At 35.2% G+C, this 15,972-nt stretch carries 14 protein-coding genes; 3 read left to right on the forward strand and 11 right to left on the reverse strand.

What is annotated here, in order from left to right; genetic code table 11:
* Positions 1-312 precede the first annotated feature (312 nt).
* Positions 313-3,090 carry a M4 family metallopeptidase gene (locus tag ACFSC2_RS04520; protein WP_379817601.1) on the forward strand — a complete coding sequence of 926 codons (2,778 nt, stop codon included), beginning with the start codon at positions 313-315 and terminating at the stop codon, positions 3,088-3,090.
* Between the two features lie 72 nt (positions 3,091-3,162).
* On the opposite strand, the gene ACFSC2_RS04525 is transcribed toward ACFSC2_RS04520, so the two are convergent.
* Both ACFSC2_RS04525 and ACFSC2_RS04530 read right to left on the reverse strand, forming a co-directional pair.
* Positions 3,163-3,690, reverse strand: a complete 528-nt coding sequence (locus tag ACFSC2_RS04525; protein ID WP_379817600.1) for a DUF6646 family protein — start codon at positions 3,688-3,690, stop codon at positions 3,163-3,165.
* A gap of 51 nt (positions 3,691-3,741) precedes the next feature.
* Entirely contained in the window at positions 3,742-4,476 is a 735-nt protein-coding gene (locus ACFSC2_RS04530; RefSeq protein ID WP_379817599.1) for a metallophosphoesterase family protein, read from the reverse strand.
* A 139-nt stretch (positions 4,477-4,615) separates the two neighbouring features.
* On the opposite strand from ACFSC2_RS04530, the gene dinB reads away from it, so the two are divergent.
* Both dinB and ACFSC2_RS04540 read left to right on the forward strand, forming a co-directional pair.
* Positions 4,616-5,698: a DNA polymerase IV gene (gene dinB, locus ACFSC2_RS04535; protein WP_379817598.1), complete on the forward strand. Its 1,083-nt coding sequence runs from the start codon at positions 4,616-4,618 to the stop codon at positions 5,696-5,698.
* A 99-nt stretch (positions 5,699-5,797) separates the two neighbouring features.
* The gene (locus ACFSC2_RS04540) at positions 5,798-6,298 is read left to right on the forward strand and encodes a PAS domain-containing protein (protein ID WP_379817597.1); all 501 of its coding nucleotides are present in this window, start codon (positions 5,798-5,800) and stop codon (positions 6,296-6,298) included.
* Positions 6,299-6,475: 177 nt separating this feature from the next.
* Here the strand turns inward: ACFSC2_RS04540 and ACFSC2_RS04545 are convergent, their stop codons facing one another.
* From ACFSC2_RS04545 to ACFSC2_RS04585, 9 genes are all read right to left on the reverse strand, one after another.
* Positions 6,476-8,080, reverse strand: coding sequence for a fumarate hydratase (locus tag ACFSC2_RS04545; RefSeq protein ID WP_379817595.1), 1,605 nt, complete (start codon positions 8,078-8,080; stop codon positions 6,476-6,478).
* 69 nt (positions 8,081-8,149) lie between these two features.
* Entirely contained in the window at positions 8,150-8,887 is a 738-nt protein-coding gene (locus ACFSC2_RS04550; protein WP_379817594.1) for a hypothetical protein, read from the reverse strand.
* Positions 8,888-9,019: 132 nt separating this feature from the next.
* Positions 9,020-10,459, reverse strand: a complete 1,440-nt coding sequence (locus tag ACFSC2_RS04555) for a nucleoside recognition domain-containing protein (RefSeq protein ID WP_379817593.1) — start codon at positions 10,457-10,459, stop codon at positions 9,020-9,022.
* Between the two features lie 281 nt (positions 10,460-10,740).
* Positions 10,741-11,811, reverse strand: coding sequence for a winged helix DNA-binding domain-containing protein (locus ACFSC2_RS04560; RefSeq protein WP_379817592.1), 1,071 nt, complete (start codon positions 11,809-11,811; stop codon positions 10,741-10,743).
* Between the two features lie 69 nt (positions 11,812-11,880).
* Positions 11,881-12,594, reverse strand: coding sequence for a 3'-5' exonuclease (locus tag ACFSC2_RS04565; RefSeq protein WP_379817591.1), 714 nt, complete (start codon positions 12,592-12,594; stop codon positions 11,881-11,883).
* A gap of 149 nt (positions 12,595-12,743) precedes the next feature.
* The gene (locus ACFSC2_RS04570) at positions 12,744-13,220 is read right to left on the reverse strand and encodes a methylated-DNA--[protein]-cysteine S-methyltransferase (RefSeq protein ID WP_379817590.1); all 477 of its coding nucleotides are present in this window, start codon (positions 13,218-13,220) and stop codon (positions 12,744-12,746) included.
* Between the two features lie 309 nt (positions 13,221-13,529).
* Positions 13,530-14,345, reverse strand: a complete 816-nt coding sequence (locus ACFSC2_RS04575; protein ID WP_379817589.1) for a Rossmann-fold NAD(P)-binding domain-containing protein — start codon at positions 14,343-14,345, stop codon at positions 13,530-13,532.
* 149 nt (positions 14,346-14,494) lie between these two features.
* Positions 14,495-14,944, reverse strand: coding sequence for a GNAT family N-acetyltransferase (locus tag ACFSC2_RS04580; RefSeq protein WP_379817588.1), 450 nt, complete (start codon positions 14,942-14,944; stop codon positions 14,495-14,497).
* Complete coding sequence (locus ACFSC2_RS04585; RefSeq protein ID WP_379817587.1) at positions 14,932-15,831, reverse strand: LysR family transcriptional regulator; 900 nt, start codon at positions 15,829-15,831, stop codon at positions 14,932-14,934. Before ACFSC2_RS04585 ends, ACFSC2_RS04580 begins: the two co-directional genes overlap by 13 nt.
* Positions 15,832-15,972 lie beyond the last annotated feature (141 nt).

A 15,972-nucleotide genomic window follows, 5' to 3' on the forward strand; every position in this document is an offset into this window, starting at 1 on the left:
AATAAGCCGGCTTTTTTGTAGGTATAAATTAATATTCAAGGTTTAAAGAAAATACTTTTTTGGCTTTTGTACTGTTTTTCAGCTCGTTAAATATTTAAAATATACAAAAATTCGCACTTTTATTTATGGATTTTATACGCTTTGTTAAATAAAAGTGAATTTAAAGTAAAAATTGTTGCATTTTATCGATTAACGGCAAATTTCATCGACAATCTAACAAAATTAAAATACTTTTATTTAAAATTTAAGTATTTACTTACTTTAATGGATTTGTTTGTAATTATTTAACCAAAATTAAAAACCCAAATTATTATGAAAAGAAAATTACCTAGAATTATCGCAACAATTGTTGTGATGACATTATCATTTTCTGCCGCAGCACAGGTTGCTGATAAACGGGTAAGCCAGAAAAATGTATCTGAAAACGGACAGCCGAGTTTAATTACGTTTAGCAAAGAGTCGACCTACAAAGGAACAGATTCTCAAAAAGTTTTTAAAGAACAACTTGGACTAAAAGACAATCAGACTTTTAGAATAGTAAGAACTGAAACGGACAAACAAGGTTATGTACATGAAAAATTTCAATTGTATGAACAGGGAATCAAAGTAGAATTTGCTAATTATACACTGCATTCTCAAAACGGAAAGTTAGTTTCGATGAATGGGGAATACTACAATATCGAAAATGTAAAACTAACTCCAGCTCTTTCTAAGCAAGAAGCTTTTAACAGAGCTCTTAGTCATACCAATGCATCAGAATATCTTTGGGAAAAACCGCAAGATGCAAAAGAGATAGGATATGAAAAACCTGCTGGCGAACTGGTGCTGCTTCCAGATATGGAACAACAGGGACAACAAAGAACTACAGATCAAGTTCGTCTAGCTTACAAGTTTGATATTTATGCAACAAAACCGTTAAGCCGCGGGGATTTGTATATAGATGCCCAAACAGGAAAAGCATTGTTTTATAATGCAACTATAAAACATTTAAATGATAATGTTCACACAAGGAAATTATCTTCATCAAAAAGCAATAATGCAGAAACAGCTTCGGCTAAAAAAGCAATTGTGGCTGCAAATGCTGCAACACGTTACAGCGGGACACAGACTATAGAAACCACTTTGAGCGGTTCATCTTATATACTTTTGGATGGAACGCGCGGTAACGGAATTCAAACTTATAATTCTGCGAGGACAGCAACCTATCCAACCACAAACTTTACAGATGCTGATAATAACTGGACAGCGGCAGAATATAATAATACCAACAAAGACAACGGCGCTCTTGATGCACATTGGGGGGCTGAAATGACTTACGATTATTGGTCTGCAGTGCATGGCAGAAATAGTTTTGACGACGCTGGAGCAAAAATTAGAAGCTATGTACATTACAATTTAATTGCGGCTGGATACTCAAGCAATAACAATGCTTTCTGGAATGGAAGTGTTATGACATATGGCGACGGAAGCGGAACAGGTGGATTTGATATTTTAACTTCTTTGGATGTTGCTGGACATGAAATTGGACATGCTATTTGTACTTATACTGCAAACTTGGCCTATCAAAAAGAATCTGGAGCGATGAACGAAGCTTTCTCAGATATTTGGGCGGCTTGTATCGAATATCGTGCTGCGCCAACGAAATCGACTTGGTTAGTAGGGGAAGATATTGAAAGAAGAAGCGGACACGTAGCGCTTCGCTCAATGAGTAACCCAAAATCAGAAGGACAGCCGGATACTTACGGCGGAACAAACTGGATTAATGTAAACTGTACACCAACAAGCAGTAATGATTATTGTGGTGTACATACTAATTCAGGAGTTTTTAACCATTGGTTTTATATTTTGGCTGTGGGTAAAACAGGTACAAATGACATAGGAAGTTCATACAACGTAACAGGAATTGGAATTGATAAAGCAGCAAAAATTGCATTTCGATTAGAAGATGTTTATTTAACATCCAACTCGACTTTTGCAAATGCAAGAACATCTGGTATTCAGTCTGCAATTGACTTATATGGAGCAGGATCTGCAGAGGTTATTGCGACTACAAATGCATTTTATGCTATCGGTGTTGGAGCTGCATATACAGGATCAACAGATACTACGGCTCCATCTGCACCAACAGCTTTAGCAGCTTCTGGAACAACAGGAACTACTACAAATTTAACATGGACAGCTTCAACAGATAATGTTGCTGTCACAGGATATGATATTTACCAAGGTACTGTCCTTAAAGGTTCATCAACTACAACTTCGTATAATGTAACTGGATTAACAGCTTTAACCACTTACAGTTTTACTGTAAAAGCAAAAGATGCGGCTGGAAATGTTTCTGCTGCGAGCAATGCAGTAAGTGTAACTACTACAGCAGTTACCGTTTCTTACTGTACATCTCAAGGAAATAGTACTGCTGATGAAAGAATAAGCAAGGTTGTTTTTGGAACAATTAATAATACTTCAACAGGAACAACAGGTTATGAAAATTATACTTCACTTTCTACGAATGCTGCCAGAGGAAGCGCTTACACGATCACAATAACTCCGGTTTGGACATCAACAACTTACAATGAAGGTTATGCGGTGTTTATTGACTATAACCAAGATGGTGATTTTGCTGATTCTGGTGAAACAGTGTGGACAAAAACGGCATCAAAAACTACTCCGGTAACAGGAACAATTACAATTCCGGCAACTGCGGTATTAGGAGCAACTAGAATGAGAGTTTCTATGAAATATAATGCGATTCCAACATCTTGTGAATCATTTTCATATGGACAAGTAGAAGATTATACCATAAATATTACGGATTCGGGAACAATTGAAGCAGAACCAATAACGGCAGGAATCATTGAAACTACTGAAAAAGAGAGTTTTGCTTTGTATCCAAATCCAGTGGAAAGTGAATTAAACATTTTAGTTTCAGAAGTAAACGGCTATTCTTATAAAATTATTAATACACTAGGACAGCAGTTGGGATCTGGACAAATTTCAGGACCTATTGATGTAAGCAATCTGAGTACAGGAATTTATCTGATCGAAGTGAATAATGGTGCTAAAAAAATAATTAAGAAATTTGTTAAGCTGTAAAAAATAAAAACCGCCTATAAGGCGGTTTTTTTATTATTGAAACTTTGCGTCTTTGTGCCTTGCGCCAAAGTACTACAAGTTAAATGAAGCTCCTAAACTAAAAGTTACTTGATTATTTAAATGATAGAAAGGATCATTATTAGAGCCATATTTAGCGATTGGAAATCCAAGTTCTGTGAAAACTCCAAAACCGTCAGTAAAGAAATAACGTCCCCCAACATGAGCACCAAAATTATGTAAACCTAAATTTAATCCAGGATAAACATCTAATTGCTCAATACCAATTACGCTTGATAAATTAGCACTAATTCTTGCTTTAGCATCAAAACGATCGATAAAATCTGGTTTTTGATCGTAAATTTCTGTAGGAACATTACGATAATAACCGTTAAAATTATCTACTCCTAATAGGTAAGTTGAAACAAAACCAAAAGAGAAATTTTCTCCTAAACCAAAATCTACTGAACCTTGAATTCCAGAACCGCCATCCTGAAGATTAGCACCAACATTTACTTTAATGTCTCCTTTACCGCTAAAAGCTTTTTGAGCATTAATAAATCCAAATGAAACTAAGAACAAAAGTGTAATAACCTTTTTCATAAAATTTTAAATATTAATTATTTTGCGGCGCAAATGTAAATTTTAAATAATTTAATTCCTACCTTTTTCATTAAAATACAGCTCATTTAACGGTTCGCTCTGCCAATATTCCTTAGTATCAACATTCAAAATAGTAAGCGGACCTCTAAACGCTGCTCCAGTGTCAACATTCCATACGCAGGCCTTTTGTACCGGTACAGTTTTTCCAATTCTTGTTACAGGAGTATGGCCAATGTAGACTTCATCATAAACGGTAAATCGCTTAGGATATTTCACATCATCGGGTTTTAATTTTGGGTCTAATGACAAAGCAGTTTCCCAAAGCGTTCTGTCCCAATAGAATAATTTTGAAAAATATTCCCATTTAACGCCATTGAGATTTGTAAAACCCGCATGAACAAACAAACGGTTTTTATCATCAAGATAATAATCCTGAAGGTTTTCTAGAAATTCTATATGTGCTTTCTTTTTGTCTGCAGAAATTTTAGCATAGCCCTCAACAGTTGCCTTACCGCCATGTTTGTACCACATTTCTTCATCAAAATCATCGTGTCTTTCTTCAAGCCAGTCCAATGCCAGCTGATCGTGATTCCCTCTAATGCAGATGCAGTTTTGTTTACGTTTCAAATCAATTAGAAAATCAATTACTTCGACCGACTGGCTCCAGCCGTCAACATAATCGCCCAAAAAGATTAGAGTATCTTCAGTAGTAACTTCGGCTCTTTTTAGCACTTGTTCAAGAGCAAGTAATCCGCCGTGAATGTCACCTATAACAAATGTTCGCATTATTTAATTTTTCGTGTAGAACAACAAAAATAGAAAGAATAATCGGTTTGCACTCATCGAATTTCTATTCTTTAAAAATTGATATTATTTATAACTATCTGCAATGCTTTTTTATTGCTTTACTTTTTAAATTTGTAAAATGTCTGAAACGCCAACATATCGCAAGATTATCCATATTGATATGGACGCATTTTACGCGTCGGTCGAGCAGATGGATAATCCTTCATTGCGTGGCAAACCGGTTGCAGTTGGCGGTTCTGAAAATAGAGGAGTAGTTTCTGCGGCAAGTTATGAAGCCAGAAAATTTGGTGTTCGAAGTGCGATCAGCGGTGTTTTGGCAAAGAAATACTGTCCACACATTATTTTCGTAAGACCAAGATTCGATCGTTATAAAGAGATTTCATCCAAAATTCATAAAATTTTCCATGATTATACAGACTTAGTTGAACCTCTTTCGCTTGACGAAGCTTATTTGGATGTTACTCAAAATAAAAAAGGAAATCCGAGCGCAAGTCTAATTGCTCAGGAAATTAGACAGCGAATTTTGAATGAAGTGGGTTTGACAGCTTCTGCCGGAATTTCTGTTAATAAATTTGTGGCAAAAATTGCCAGTGATTATAACAAACCCAATGGACAGAAAACGGTAAATCCAGATGAAGTCGAGTCTTTTTTGGAAGATTTGCCTATTCGTAAGTTTTATGGTGTTGGAAAAGTAACCACGGAGAAAATGTATCAGTTGGGAATTTTTACCGGAACAGATTTAAAAGCCAGGTCTTTGGATTTTTTAGAAAAACACTTTGGTAAATCGGGTGTTTTCTATTATCATGTGGTTCGAGGCATTCACAATAGTGAAGTTAAACCTTCGCGAACAACCAAATCTGTTGCGGCAGAACATACTTTTGATGTCAATTTATCTTCGGAGATATTTATGCTCGAACAGTTGGAAAGAATTGCAACTTCATTAGAAAAAAGGTTAAAAAGGCACACTATCTCTGGGAAAACAGTAACCCTTAAAATTAAATACAGCGATTTTACGCAGCAGACAAGAAGCAAAACGCTGCCGTATTTTATTTCGGATAAAAGTCTGATTATGGAAACGGTGGAAGAATTATTATATCAGGAAAAAATGAAAGATTCTGTTCGATTACTCGGAATTTCTTTAAGTAATTTGAATACGGAAGAAAAGAAAGCCGTTGTAGTGCAGTTAAAGTTTACATTTTGATAACGATTTTAACACACAGAATGTGGAAAACCGTAAACGATGCAGAAATTTTCGGTGTATCTTTGAGTGAAGGATTGTTGATCATTTAAATCTCTTTGTATGAAAAACATTAAATCTGAGGACTTTACGCAGCGAAATTCGGTTCCGATTCTCGCTTGGGATTTTCATTACGAATATGTAAATGAATTGAAAGCACTAACGAACGACCTTAAAAAAGTAAATCAAATTTCGAATCATTTTACTTGGGACGAAAAACAACTCAACATCAAAGAAAGAATTAAAGATGAAGTGGTTTTGATAACCGATTTAGATCTGACAATTGTTTTTGCCTCCAGCGGAATCAAAAAAATGACCGGTTATAAAGAAGATGAGGTTTTAGGCAAAACGCCTAAAATGTTTCAAGGTCCTGAAACGTCTAAAAAAACGCTTAGTGAAATTAGAAGAGCGGTAAAACTTCAAATTCCTTTTGAGAAAACCCTAGATAACTACAGAAAAAATGGACAAACCTATAAGTGCAAAATAAATGCTTTTCCTGTCTATAACCGAAAAGGGATTCTAACGCATTTTATTGCTTTTGAAAAACAAGACATGAGTGCGTAAGTTGAGTCCAAAGTTTCTAAGACTCTAAGTTTTTGAGCTACTAAGCTACAAAGGGGCATAGGCTCTAGGCTATAAGTTCAAAGTTTATAGATATTAATAAAAAAACCGCCCAAGAGCGGTTTTTTTATTATCTAAATAATTTAGGATCTTAGTGCTTAGAATCTTAGAGTCTTAGGCCTATAAATTTGCGAAAAAATCATTCCCTTTATCATCTGTAATAATAAAAGCCGGGAAATCTTTTACAGTAATTTTTCGAACAGCTTCCATTCCTAATTCTTCAAAATCAACAACTTCAACTTTAAGAATATTGTCTTGCGCCAAAATTGCTGCAGGACCTCCGATAGAACCCAAGTAGAAGCCGCCGTATTTGTTGCAGGCATCTGTAACTTGTTTGGTACGGTTTCCTTTTGCCAGCATAATCATACTTCCTCCGTTTTTCTGGAATTCATCAACATAAACATCCATACGGCCAGCAGTTGTTGGGCCAAAACTTCCAGAAGCCATTCCGTCTGGAGTTTTTGCAGGACCTGCATAATAAACCGGGTGATTTTTAAAGTAATCTGGCATTGGTTTTCCAGCGTCCAGCATTTCTTTAATTTTTGCGTGAGCAATATCTCTGGCAACAATTACAGTTCCGTTCAGTTTTAAACGTGTTTTAACCGGATATTTAGAAAGCTCTGCAAGCATGTCTGCCATTGGCTGATTTAAATCAATTTCTACTGGCGCTTCTAAATGCGGCGCTGTTTCTGGTAAAAACTGTTTTGGATTTGTTTCTAATTGCTCAACAAAGATTCCGTCTTTCGTAATTTTCCCTTTGATGTTTCTATCTGCAGAACAAGAAACCCCTAATCCAACAGGACAAGAAGCCGCGTGGCGCGGAAGACGAATTACACGTACATCATGAGTAAAATATTTTCCGCCAAACTGCGCTCCAATAGCACTTTCCTGACAGATTTTCTGAACGCGTTCTTCCCATTCGTGGTCGCGGAAAGCCTGACCAGCCATGTTTCCTGTAGTTGGAAGATTGTCGTAATATCCAGCAGATGCTTTTTTAACAGCGCTTAAGTTGGCCTCGGCAGAAGTACCGCCGATAACCAGAGCTAAATGGTATGGAGGACAAGCCGAAGTTCCTAAATCTTTGATTTTTGTTTTAATGAATTCATCTAGTGATTTTTCATTCAGCAAAGATTTAGTCTGTTGGTATAAGTAGGTTTTATTGGCAGAACCACCGCCTTTTGCCATAAATAAAAAGTCGTATGAAGTTCCTTTTTTAGCATAAATGTCAATTTGTGCCGGAAGATTTGATCCTGAATTTTTTTCTTCAAACATCGAAATCGGCACAATTTGAGAATAACGTAAGTTACGTTTTTGGTACGTATTGAAAATACCGCGGCTTAACCATTCTGCATCATCCACACCTGTAAAGATGCTTTCGCCTTTTTTAGCCATTACAATTGCTGTTCCTGTATCCTGGCAGCTTGGCAGCTGACCCTCAGCAGCAACAGAAGCATTTTGAAGCAAATTGTAAGCAACAAAACGATCATTATCGGTCGCTTCAGGATCGTCTAGAATTTTTCTTAGTTTTTGTAAATGTGTCGTTCTCAACATAAACGAAACATCTGTTAAAGCTTCTTCAGCCAATAATTCTAAACCTTTCGGATCAACGGTTAAAACTTCGCGTTCTCCAAATTGTTCCACTTTCACAAAATCTGAGGTGATTTTGCGGTACTGCGTATCATCCTTTAAGATCGGATAAGGATCTTGGTATATAAAATCAATCATTACTTTGTTTTTTACAAAGTTAGAAATTATTTATTTTAGAAAGATTTTGAATAAGGCCTTGAACGCGTTTTATTGCTGGTTATGAAATTCATCAAAAGTCATCTTCTTTTCAAAATAGGGTTTGTCTTTTGAAGAAAGAAGCATCTTTTTCCAACGATCATCTTTTAATTCAAATGATATTGAATCTGAATAGGTTACGATGCCCATGTCCATGTTGTCATCGTCTGTCGGCTCAAATGCAACAGTTTTGCAATAAAAGGATTTAGGGTTAGGATCGCTTTCTGTGCTTACGATTTCAACCCAGCTTCCCCAACCGCTGTCTGTCATAGTAGCCCATTGATGTACTAATTGTAAAGTGCTGTTTTTAAAGTAATACAAGTAATTATCATGCGAATAGCCGCAAGCAGGATATCCAACAGAAACTTGTATAAAAGGAGATTTTGAAGAACCTTCAGAGTTTAATCCGTAAGAGGCAACCCATTCAGAACCTTTTTGAAAACCTTTGATGGTAATTTTTGAAGACGTAGCTTTCGTTTTATTTTGATAAAAATCTAATCTGTATTTTGCCGTTACAATACTGTCTTTGTCTGCTTTTTGCTCTATTAGATTTGCTAAAATATAATCATCAGAAGACTCTTTTCCGTCAGAATACATTGAAATGGTATCGGTTTTAATGATTTTTTCGTCTGCAGCAGCAACTCCGGTTTGTTGAGGAACGGGTAATTCTGTTGCGGTTTGTGAAGCTTCTGAATTTGTTTTTTGACATCCAATTAAAACGAATAAAAGGAGAAAGGCGTGGATTTTCATGGAATTAGATTATAAACGATTCAAAAATATATATCTGGTGTCTAAAAAGTAAAATTAATTAAAAAACAATAACATCAATAAAATTCTTACGCATTTTAAAGAAGAAAATATTATGGGTTGAAGGCTTGAATATTAAAAGAACCAAGTCGCCACAAAAATAGCAGTAATCACGCAGATCAAATCAACCAAAAGCATTGTGCCTAAAGCGTAACGCGTATTTTTGATATTTACAGAACCAAAATAAACGGCAATTACGTAAAATGTACTTTCGGCGCTGCATTGAAAAATACTGCTCAATCTTGCCGTTAAAGAATCGGCACCAAAGGTATTCATAGAATCAATTAAAAATCCTCTAGAACCTGCAGAACTAAACGGACGCAGCATCGCAACAGGCAATGCATTTGTAATTTCTTTACTCACGCCCATATTTGAGAATACAAAAGCGATTCCGTCGCTGATGATTTCGAACAAACCGCTGTTTCTGAATAGTGAAATGGCTACAAGCATCCCCATTACATAAGGAAAGATAGTAACTCCTGTTTTAACTCCGTTATTGGCTCCTACTACAAAAGACTCAAAAACGGTTGTATTAGCTTCAGTGAATTTTTTTTCATGAATGAAAGAGAAAATCAATGTGAAGGCGATAATCGCAATTAAGATTAATGCAGAAAGATTAGAAGTAAAAAGGTTTTTTCCGATTAAATCTAAATGATTGACGTACATCAATAAACCAATAATTCCAGCAATTAAAAGTATTAAAGCTAAAACCAAAGAAGCACTTTTGAAGTTTATTTTTTGCTTGATTCCGACAATAAGAAATGCAGCAATAGTTCCGATAAACGACGTAATGATACACGGAAGCATTACATCGGCCGGATTGCTTGCATTTGCTGCAGCACGATAACCAATAATCGAAGTTGCAATCAAAGTTAATCCAGAAGCGTGCAGGCACATAAACATAATTTGTGCGTCGCTGGCTTTGTCTTTATCGGGATTTATTTCCTGGAGACTTTCCATGGCCTTTAATCCAAATGGTGTTGCAGCCGAATCTAATCCCAGAAAATTGGCAGCAAAATTTAAAGTCATGTACGATATCGAAGGGTGATTTTTAGGAATACTCGGAAACACTTTTACAAATACCGGACTCAAAGCTTTGGCTAATTTTCCCGAAGCACCAGAAATGATTAGAAGTTCCATTAATCCACAGAAAAATGCCAGATAAGCTATAAGCGGAATAATAAGATCTAGTAAAGTACTTTTACAAGTTGGCAGTAAACCATCAGATTTTTGAACGCCGCTGTAAATTTTAACCGTTTTGTTTTTGTAAACATAAGTCGTGTCGGCATTTAACGTATCACGATTGACAATCATGGTTTGTTCCGGCGCGTTTTTGATGCTGTCTTTGATAAAAGCAGGAAGTTGTTCAGCATACTTTTCGGAAACGAGAATCGGATCGTCTTTTTTTCCGTTCAAAACATAATCAATCGTATAACTGTTGCTAGTAAATAAGCTTACTACAATAAAAACAATTGACGAAATGAAAATCGCTAACCAAAATCTGCTTAATACCATAATTGTAATTTTTTGTAAATGTAATTATTTAGCAATAATAAGCATAAAGATTCTGTTTCTGAAGAATAATTTGATGCTTTTAAATATTGAAAGAATGATGAATATTGAATTTAGATGCCGTCCCTCTGGGGCTATAAATATATCGCTCTTCCAGAGCTTTAAAAAGATTTAGCAATAGCTCTGGAAGAGCGATATATTTATAGAAATGAATTTATTTATTTTGTAAAAAGCTCCAGCGGAGCGACATATAAATTCTGGTAATTTTTAATTAAAAAATAAATCTATTCAATAATAATTTTGGTTTCTAAATACTTCTCAAAAGATTTAATTCCTTCAAAAATAATATGCTTTTTGCTTATCTCAGTTTCATTAAAAAACTCCGTTTCAATTTTAGCGTGATCTTTTTTGAAAGTTCTTTTCCAGATCCCGATGACCTTTCCGTTTTCTAAAATTATGGGTTTAAAAATGCCATTATTGGTAAAAACTTTCGATTGATGTTCTGTGTTAAAAGAAGCTTCACGTGTTTTATACGAAATTAAAATTTCATCGAAGGCTGGAAGAAAATGTACGCTTTCGCGAAAGTTATCCTCATCTAAAAGCCCTTTTTTTAACCAATATTGCTGATTATCAATGGTTATTTGGTTTAATTGCAACTCTATTGCGTTTAATGTTTTCTTGCAAATAGTAACGGGAAATCCTGACCACCATGAAAAATCAGATACAGTTGCGGGACCATGACTTTCAAAATAACGTAGAGCGAGTTTTGCTAAAGCTTCTTCTTTCGATAATTTAGTTTTTGGTCTCGGAACTCTTTCTTCGAGCAAAGCATAAGTAATTTGTTTGCCTTTCATTTTTCCGTTGCAGACTAAACCATCTAATTCGGCATTCATCATTACAATAACAGGAGATAAATCGCCTGTGCTTTTTTCGATGTTAAGCTCTTTCATAATTTCATCTCGAGTTAGATGATTATTTCCAGCTAGAAGTTTTTCAATTGCTGAGTTGACCTGACCAAATTTCTTTTCATCAAAACCATGTTGTTTAGCCATTGTAGCAAATAGACGTTTTACCTGTGGTGCTGAAAGTTCGAGCATCCAATAAATATCGTCTGGGGAAACAAAATGCCAGGTCGGGCGTAAAATATGAGTTCTAATAATTTTTCCCGAATTAACCGCTTCTTCGATTTCTTTTTCGCTGGAATTACAGCGTGAACCAATAGCCCATTTTGCCATGGCATAATCTTGCGCTTGCATGGCACCAAAATGATGTACAATTTCCTGAGGAGAACACTGATTTTCCTGATAAAGCTTCTGAGAAGCCATTCGATGGTGTGAAATTTCGGAATGAATCATTTAAAAAAAAATAAAGATTATAGGTTTAAACCTTTGTCCCTTTGCAACTCTAACCCTTTGTGCCTCAAGTTACACGTGAATAATTTCATCTTCAATTAGCAAATCTTCTCGGCGTAAGCGCAGGAAAATCTGTGCTACGGCGATTGTGTCTTTTTCGCAATACGTAATGATTCGGTCAATGTCTTTTTCAACATAATAGACATGTGCGACTTGACTTCCGTCGATATCACCTTTTGGCGATGGAATACCCAAAATTTTGGTTAGCAATTTTAGCGAAGTAAAATGTTTGTAATCGCCAAATTTCCATAACTCTAAAGTATCTAAATGCGGAATCTCCCAAGGTTTTTTGCCGAATAAATTCAGTTTGTCTGGAATTGGCATTTGATTGATAATCATTCTTCGGGCGATAAACGGAATATCAAATTCTTTGGAATTATGTCCGCACATCAAATGTTGTGGCTGATTGAAATGATTGTTAATCAGATTCGAAAAGTCCTTAAGGATTTTCTTTTCTTCACCAAAAAAAGAAGTCACTCTAAAATTGCGAACATCTCCTTTGATGATAAAAAAACCAACCGAAATGCAGATGATCTTTCCAAATTCAGCCCAGATTCCGGCGCGTTCGTAAAATTCTTCAGGAGAAAACTCGTCTTTTCGCTGATATTGTGTTTTCAAATCCCAGAGTGATTGCATTTCCGCGTCAAGCGAATTGAAATTTTCTTCTTCTGGAACGGTTTCTATGTCTAGAAATAAAATATTGTTGAGATTTATTTTTTCAATCATTTTATAGGTTGCCACGAATTTCACGAATTGTCGCGAATTCTCTTTTGGCTAAATTTAAACATTTAAAATAAAAATGAAAGATTTTTCTTTCTGTTGTTTTCTCGAAAGAATTTAAAATTAGTGTAAATTAGTGAAATTGGTGGCAAAAATTAAAACAAAGTTTGCTGAGGAGAGGGAGATTCATGTTCCAAAAGCCATTTTTTACGAGACAATCCTCCGGCGTATCCAGTCAATGATCCGTTTGTGCCGATAACGCGGTGACAAGGAACGACAATCCAAAGCGGGTTTTTACCATTTGCCGAAGCTACAGCACGAATGGCTTTTACGTCGCCCAATTTTTTGGTCTGATCCATATAACTCGCCGTTTTTCCGTATGGAATTTCCAATAAAGCTTTCCAGACTTTTTGCTGAAATTCGGTTCCCTGCGGATTCAGTTTTAGATCAAAGTCCGTTCTTTTGCCTTCAAAATATTCATTTAACTGTGAAACGGCGTCTTTTAAAACTTTCGGAATTGTTTTTGAAATTTCATTACTGCCGACATCAGAAACAGAAATTACAGCAATACCATCTTCATCGCCAACAATTTTGGTGATTCCTAAAGGTGAATTGATGTAAACTGTTTCCATATTTTTTTCACCGCAAAGGCGCTAAGATTTACACAAAGTTCGCAAATAATTTTGAACCTTATAAGTTATAAAAGTTAATATCCGTTGGGTGTAATTAAAATAGTATAAATTTTGACGCGGATTACACAGATTCGTTATCACGAAAACGCGGATAAAAACGGATTTTTTTGATTCTTTACACAAATCCGTTTTTGTCCGCGTGCTATTTTATTCAAAGCTGCATTTTTAATATAATTATACCCAACAAATAAGTTAAGCTCATTTAAATCAAAGCGTCAAAACTTAAATTACTTATATAACTTATATGGTTTAATATTGATCCAGCTTAAATTGATAATTTAAAATGGTTTCGATTTTTTCACTTGAAATAACCTTTTTAATATTTGATTTTTTAGAATCGAATTTTGGCAAATCCAGATTTTGTTCTTTTGCTTTTTGAGTATAATATTCCTCTCTTGTTGGATGAAAAGGCGCAACAGCATTAAAAACCTCATTCCATTTAGATTGATTTATGATTGCGTCAATTACGCCGATGCAATCGTTTTGATGAATCAAATTTATTGGAGCATCAGGATTTTCAAGATTTTCTTTTCCGGCTAAATGTTTTACTGGATGGCGATCTTCGCCAATTAATCCGCCAAAACGAAGAATTGTGGTTTCGAAATTATGGTTTTGCTGCAAAAGCTGTTCTGCCAAAAACAATTGTTTACCGCTTTCGGTTTCAGGATCTGGAAATGTTTCTTCGGTTATAAAGTCGTTTTCGTCACTGTAAACAGAAGTCGAACTCACAAAAAGAACGTTCTTAACGGTTGATTTTTCTATAAACGGAATCAGATTGTTGATTTTATCGACAAAAACCTTTTTTTCAGAATAGGGGTCAACTGCTCTTAATTTTGGCGGTATATCAATGATTAAGATTTCGCTTTCCGCTAAAAAATCACAGATAGTTTCAGAAACACTTTCGCTTTCAAGCGCCACTAAAAAACGATTTATTCCGACTTCTTTTAAAATAGTAAGTTTGTTTTCTGAAGTTGTAGAGCCATTTATCGAATGTCCTTTCGCAATTAAATTTTTTGCCAGAGGAAATCCTAACCAGCCACAGCCAAGGATACTTATTTTTGTCATTTTTTTTAAAGATTCAAAGATTTAGAGGTTCAAAGCTACAAAGGTTTGTTTCACGCAGATTTAAAGAGATTTAAGCTGATCGAAACAGCTATCTATTTAAAAAATCTGTATAAATCTGCCTTATCTGCGTGAAACAAAAATGTTATGGTTTACAAAGTTAAAGTAAATCGCACTTTCTCTTTGCCTTTTGCACCAATTCTGTTGTAAAACTTAATAGCTCTTTCGTTAAAATGAGGTGTCTGCCATTGTACATTGACGCAGTTTTTTTGGATTGCTATTTCTTTTAGCTTTTCAATCAATACTTCTCCGATTCCAAAACTTCTGGCTTCTTCTTCCAGAAACAAACAATCCATGTACATAAAATCGGCAGCGTCCCAAGTGGAGTAATCAAAAGTATAGGAAACGTAACCCACAATTGTACTATTTGCTTCAACAACCAAACAATGCAATTTTGGATTCTCTGTAAATAATGCATGCTTTAAACCTTCTTCTTTTCCTTTGCTACAGAATGCAGCTTTCTCGAATTCGGCATGTTTTTGACATAAAACAACCAATTTTGGTAAATCAGCTATTTTGCAATTTCGTATTAAATATTCCATTGAAGATGAATTTCGGTTTGTAGAAAAGAAATAAAATGATGAAAATAATCGGGATAATTTTCGTTTTCACGAATGGCAATAAAGTGTTTTCTTTTTAAACCGTTTTTCCCAATTTTTACAGACTTAAGCGAACTGTTTTTTAGATACGGCTGTAATGCCCATTTTGCCATAGACATAACGCCCATATCAGCTTTTACCATTTCTATTGAAGCTTCGGTTAAAGGAAGCGGCGTAATTTTTCGGGGTGAAACTTTGGCTGGAGCCAAAACAAATTGATGTATGGTAACGGTTTCCAAAGGAAGTGAATGAATCAGCAGATGTTCATTTACAAAATCTTCTGCCGTTACAAACTTTTTATCTGCCCATAAATGATTTTCAGAAATGACCATGACAACTTCGTCTTGAAAAAGTTCCAGATATTTGATGTTGTTGTCTTTGATCTGATCGCTGATGATGGCAATATCAATCGTATTTTCTAATAGTTTCTGTAAAGGATAATGTGTCGCTTCGGTTACAATTTTTAATTCTACATTCGGATATAAAAGATGAAACTGCTTTAAAACCGAAGGAAGCCAGTGATAACTCGAGTAACATTCGGTACTGATTCTAATTTCGCCATATTCGCCAAAAACCATTTGTTTGATTTGAGATTCGGTCTGCGAGAGTTTGTCGAGGATTTCATTGGCAGTTTCGTAGATTTTTTCTCCCGCTTTTGTCAAGACCAGTTTTTTATTAGTTCTTAAAAAAATGGCAGTTCCCAATTGATATTCAGCTTCTTTGAGTTGATGGCTCAAAGCCGATTGTGTCAAATGAAGTTTGTCAATTGCTTTTGTAATACTTCCTTCTTCGACAATTGCTTTTATTAATTTTAAATGACGAATTTCCATTTTTTGTTGGTGGTTTTTACAAAGGAACAAAATTTTGAATTGGGTTTTACATGAAAAAAAGTAATCAAGTTGATGAATTCTTTTCGTTTTTATGGTGTAAACCGTTGGTATACTTTTGAAAAAACAAAATCATTAAAACAC

This window comes from Flavobacterium artemisiae, assembly GCF_042678225.1.
GTDB lineage: Bacteria > Bacteroidota > Bacteroidia > Flavobacteriales > Flavobacteriaceae > Flavobacterium > Flavobacterium artemisiae.

Bases quoted from the DNA above. Each gene is read 5' to 3' on its own strand.
- ACFSC2_RS04530 (WP_379817599.1), bottom strand. From the start codon at position 4,476: ATGCGAACATTTGTTATAGGTGACATTCACGGCGGATTACTTGCTCTT.
- ACFSC2_RS04560 (WP_379817592.1), bottom strand. From the start codon at position 11,811: ATGATTCATTCCGAAATTTCACACCATCGAATGGCTTCTCAGAAGCTT.
- ACFSC2_RS04520 (WP_379817601.1), top strand. From the start codon at position 313: ATGAAAAGAAAATTACCTAGAATTATCGCAACAATTGTTGTGATGACA.
- ACFSC2_RS04575 (WP_379817589.1), bottom strand. From the start codon at position 14,345: ATGACAAAAATAAGTATCCTTGGCTGTGGCTGGTTAGGATTTCCTCTG.
- ACFSC2_RS04580 (WP_379817588.1), bottom strand. From the start codon at position 14,944: ATGGAATATTTAATACGAAATTGCAAAATAGCTGATTTACCAAAATTG.
- ACFSC2_RS04565 (WP_379817591.1), bottom strand. From the start codon at position 12,594: ATGATTGAAAAAATAAATCTCAACAATATTTTATTTCTAGACATAGAA.
- ACFSC2_RS04555 (WP_379817593.1), bottom strand. From the start codon at position 10,459: ATGGTATTAAGCAGATTTTGGTTAGCGATTTTCATTTCGTCAATTGTT.
- ACFSC2_RS04540 (WP_379817597.1), top strand. From the start codon at position 5,798: ATGAAAAACATTAAATCTGAGGACTTTACGCAGCGAAATTCGGTTCCG.
- ACFSC2_RS04550 (WP_379817594.1), bottom strand. From the start codon at position 8,887: ATGAAAATCCACGCCTTTCTCCTTTTATTCGTTTTAATTGGATGTCAA.
- dinB (WP_379817598.1), top strand. From the start codon at position 4,616: ATGTCTGAAACGCCAACATATCGCAAGATTATCCATATTGATATGGAC.
- ACFSC2_RS04525 (WP_379817600.1), bottom strand. From the start codon at position 3,690: ATGAAAAAGGTTATTACACTTTTGTTCTTAGTTTCATTTGGATTTATT.
- ACFSC2_RS04585 (WP_379817587.1), bottom strand. From the start codon at position 15,831: ATGGAAATTCGTCATTTAAAATTAATAAAAGCAATTGTCGAAGAAGGA.
- ACFSC2_RS04570 (WP_379817590.1), bottom strand. From the start codon at position 13,220: ATGGAAACAGTTTACATCAATTCACCTTTAGGAATCACCAAAATTGTT.
- ACFSC2_RS04545 (WP_379817595.1), bottom strand. From the start codon at position 8,080: ATGATTGATTTTATATACCAAGATCCTTATCCGATCTTAAAGGATGAT.